Origin of the sequence: Vibrio sp. M260118, assembly GCF_036533755.1 — a bacterium.
Classification (GTDB): domain Bacteria; phylum Pseudomonadota; class Gammaproteobacteria; order Enterobacterales; family Vibrionaceae; genus Vibrio.
In genome coordinates this window covers 1-3,862 of record NZ_JATABG010000335.1, presented here as the reverse complement: position 1 = coordinate 3,862, position 3,862 = coordinate 1, and the positions used below count along the sequence as shown (strand labels likewise).

At 43.7% G+C, this 3,862-nt stretch carries 4 protein-coding genes and 1 pseudogene; 2 read left to right on the top strand and 3 right to left on the bottom strand.

Going from position 1 to position 3,862, the window contains the following annotated elements; translation table 11 throughout:
• Positions 1-608: 608 nt before the first annotated feature.
• Complete coding sequence (locus QTO00_RS16165) at positions 609-830, top strand: VF530 family protein (protein WP_331425710.1); 222 nt, start codon at positions 609-611, stop codon at positions 828-830.
• 41 nt (positions 831-871) lie between these two features.
• Here the strand turns inward: QTO00_RS16165 and QTO00_RS21015 are convergent.
• The 3 genes and pseudogenes from QTO00_RS21015 to QTO00_RS16155 form a co-directional block, all read right to left on the bottom strand.
• Positions 872-1,231, bottom strand: a pseudogene (locus tag QTO00_RS21015) (methyl-accepting chemotaxis protein); the annotation flags it as partial.
• Positions 1,215-2,165, bottom strand: coding sequence for a hypothetical protein (locus QTO00_RS16160; protein WP_443088933.1), 951 nt, complete (start codon positions 2,163-2,165; stop codon positions 1,215-1,217). The pseudogene QTO00_RS21015 and the gene QTO00_RS16160, both read right to left, overlap by 17 nt.
• 168 nt (positions 2,166-2,333) lie before the next feature.
• Positions 2,334-3,155 (bottom strand): formate dehydrogenase accessory sulfurtransferase FdhD, encoded by an 822-nt coding sequence (locus tag QTO00_RS16155; protein ID WP_331425709.1) that lies wholly within the window; start codon positions 3,153-3,155, stop codon positions 2,334-2,336.
• Positions 3,156-3,399: 244 nt separating this feature from the next.
• Between QTO00_RS16155 and QTO00_RS16150 the strand changes: the two genes are divergently transcribed.
• The coding region (locus tag QTO00_RS16150) for a DUF3305 domain-containing protein (RefSeq protein ID WP_331425708.1) at positions 3,400-3,862 on the top strand (463 nt) is incomplete at its 3' end.

The window sequence follows — 3,862 nt, the reverse complement described above, 5'->3', positions numbered from 1 at the left end:
ATTTTATAACCTTCTCTAGCAAAAAGGCTTGTTACTTGAGTGCGTTGTCCTACCTTAAGTGCAGACGAAAACAATTTATTCATCATGTTCCCTCATTTTTCTAGCCAAACTCCTTTAAGCATAGTAATCGAACGGGATTTTATCCATCAAAAGGACTAGATCTCGCCGTCGATATTTATCGGTTAACCACCTTAAGGTTTTGTAGTGAATTTCGAGAGAATCTCTTCGACTTAACTGAGGTCAATTTTTGTTCGCTTCGTCTAGCTTACAGTGTTCTAAGAATGAGTGATGAGCAACTTACTGGAAGATAGGCACAAGGAGTGGCGCATATGGAACGCTGTGGACAATGTAAGCAATTCACCAGAACCAAAGAAAACCAAAAGGATCTTTGTGGCGCATGGGAGCAACCGACCTTGGCAACACGTCAAGCGTGTGAGTTCTTCATACCAAAGAATCTGAGTCTCTTCGCCAAGAAACCAGACACCACTCCAAACTAATTAATAAGTTTAGATCCTGAAGCAAGTTAGTTAAGCTTTATACAGTGCGTTTTCAACCTATTTTCTGTACACTCTCGCGTCGTCAGAATATCGCGTTGGAGCGAGTTACCTATGAGCCAAGAACAACCTAATAACCCTCTACACGGGTTAACGCTAGAGAAGATCCTCATTCGCTTGCAAGAACACTATGGCTGGGAAGGTTTAGATGCAGAAATTCAGATCAACTGTTTCTATAACAATCCATCTATCAAATCATCGTTGAAATTCTTACGCCGCACCCAGTGGGCAAGAGACAAAGTAGAAGCGTTGTATATTGAGACGTTTTGTAAATAGATGATTGAATTCGGACTCAGAGGACCTGAACCCGAATAAACTTAATATTTAAACTGAGCGACGATCTTTTCTAGCTTGTGGCTCACTCCAGAAACTTGTTCACTGCACCTCACCGAGCCTGACACGACTTCAAACGTATCGCCGGCGAGTTGCGCGATTTGAGTAATATTGCGGTCGATCTCTGAGGAAACCATCGACTGCTCTTCAGACGCAGTGGCGATTTGCGTGTTCATATCGCACATTTCGCTTACTTGTTCGCTGATTCCTTCGATAGCTTCCACCACTTTATGGGTATGTTCATTGGTAATACGAGCTTGATCTGCACTGCTAGACATTTGCGCGGCCGTTTTTGATATACCTTGGGTTAGGGACTGTATGGTTGACTCAATTTGATGAGTCGAATATCACGTTGATGTTGCGAATGCGATTGAGAATACTACGACCGATCATGAACAGAAGCACAGAGAGCAAAACGACCATAGCTAAGCCAATGACTTGCAGAGTCTGCTTTACGTTTGCCGTCGCTATCTCGATCTCTTGAACGATACTTTCTTGCAGCGAGGAAATTTCTTGCTCAGTATTGTGGACATTATTTCTAAGCTGCCCTCGCATACCTTCTTCGGCAGAGTAGCCTAAAACGCTACGTGCGTTTATCAACTGATTGACGCTTGCCCGGTACGCATCATAGTAACTACTAAGAGGAGTGTACGGAGATGCGACGGTTTGGAATGTATCCAGCGCAGCAACCAGTTCGCTTTCTCGTTGTTGTGTTGAGGTTGAAAAGTAAAGAAAGTCCGATTCCAATAGCTCAAATACCGCGACTTTTAACCCAGAATCATTAAATGCCACTGCTTGTTGTCTCAGTTCAGAACGCGCTTTCTCAAGCTGTTTGACGTAACTATTGTCATGGTCTTTGCCATCGATCGAGTTAACCTGATTGACCAGTTGCTGGAACTGAATTCGGTACTGGTTCAGGGTTTGCTTAATCGTCTCCATTGAAGTGGTGAAGTTGAGTTGATTGCGTATCAAAGTGCTCGATAAATCATCTAGGCGCGTACTCATCTTTTCAAATGTGGCGTCAAATCGCTTTGGGTACTTTAGGTCTTTGCGCGCTAAGAAGTCTTTCTCATGGCGTCGCAACATTAAGAGGTCAACTTCACTTGAAAGGTTTTGACTAGAGGCATGTTCAAGGGATTGAAGGCGTTGCAGACTCGAGTGTTCAACGTAGCCATATAGGGCAACGAACAGTAAAAGCGTGGCATTGATTAGAAATAATTTTGCTCTAATGGATAGAGCGAAACCCCGTGTGTGTTGAGTGTCTGGAGCTCGGTCCATGAACACCTCCTGATAGCCGAAAGACGTTGGTAGCATATTTATGTGACATTTTTATCAATTTTATATGACACATATACAACTAATGGCACTGCATCTCGTCATTGCAAGCTTCCAACACGAAAAAAGCGCTCATCCATGTGAGCGCTTTTTAATAGGTTTTTGTTTCAACTATTGGCCTTTAACGTCGAACTCAATTTTCGATGCTCCAGTAAAGACTTGAAAACGTAGCCCTTTAGCCCGAGCTATGGTCGTGATACCAAACTGCTCGGCAAGCTCAAGTCCCATCTGGGTCACACCTGAGCGAGAAAGCAAAACTGGGATCCCCATCTGAGCGACTTTGATCACCATCTCAGAAGTTAACCTGCCAGTAGTATAGAAAATCTTATCTTCACCCGATTCTTGATTAAGCCACATTTCTCCAGCTAGGGTATCGACGGCATTGTGACGACCAACATCTTCGACGAAAGAGAGAACTTGGTTTCCTTTACACACCGCACAACCATGGACAGCTCCAGCTTTTTTGTAGGTATCGTTATAATGAGTCAGCGCCTCTAACGCGGTGTAAATCTCAGACTGTTTTAGAGGAGTCTGCGGAACTTGATAACCTTCCAACTGCTTCATGACATTGCCGTACATAGTACCTTGACCGCAGCCTGAGGTGACTGTCTTCTTCTTTAGCGCACTCTCTACCTGCTGAATGTCCTCTTTGGTGATGACGGCTGCAGTGCTTGTTTCCCAGTCGATGATGACAGACTCTAAGCTCTCGGGATCACTGATAAAACTTTGGTTTTTCAAGTAGCCGAGCACAAGAGACTCTGGTCTCGATCCCAAAGTCATCAAGGTCACCACCTCTTTCCAGTTGAGCATAACGGTAAGAGGGCGCTCGCACGCTATCTGTTTAGTGAGTTTTTCGCCATACTCATCAAAGACTTCGACTTCGATCGTTTGCAGAGGATTCTCGCTTGTTCTAATTATGTTCGGTTTGACCACAGACTTTTCCTGTTCGCTGCTGGTGTATTATTTTTGTTACGCGTTACTTGCAAGTAGCGTTCCTATTTGCCGACCTTCAAACTTTTACAATCTAGCATATTGTTATTTGAAAACGTCTACTAAGTTTAAATTCGAAAGAACTTAGCCGTAGCGGGTACAGATATTGCTTAACTAACTCGCATATAACTCTAATATCGTGATTTATCTCAATTAACACTATAACTAAATTCGACGCAGGTGAACCATGTCAAAACAACAAACCGTGGTCAAGAACATCGAAAAAACCGATCAGCTCTGGCCCATACACTGCGAACTTGTTGCTCATGAAATTGCTACTGGACTTTGGACAACAACACAATGGCAACTTAAGGCGTTTAACCTAGCGGCAGAAGAGTCAACTTCATCAGTGGCAATACTTGAACTACATCGAGATGAACGAACTGACTATCGCTTCAACCTAAGCTCAAATCAACCAAAGCTGTTTCTGGTCTTAGACAATATTGACAGTGATGAGACACCCAAAATCGTCACTTTAACCGCTTCGCAAAGCGTCGCGGGCCAATACATGGACGGAGATTATTTGGTACTTTCGAACGACATGCCACTTCCTGTTCAAGCATGGATGGAAGCCTTCATTGGCAAGCATGGCGAACTACTTGAACAAAGACGCAAAAAACGTAAAGGGGCAGGTAGGTCAAGTGGAAAAT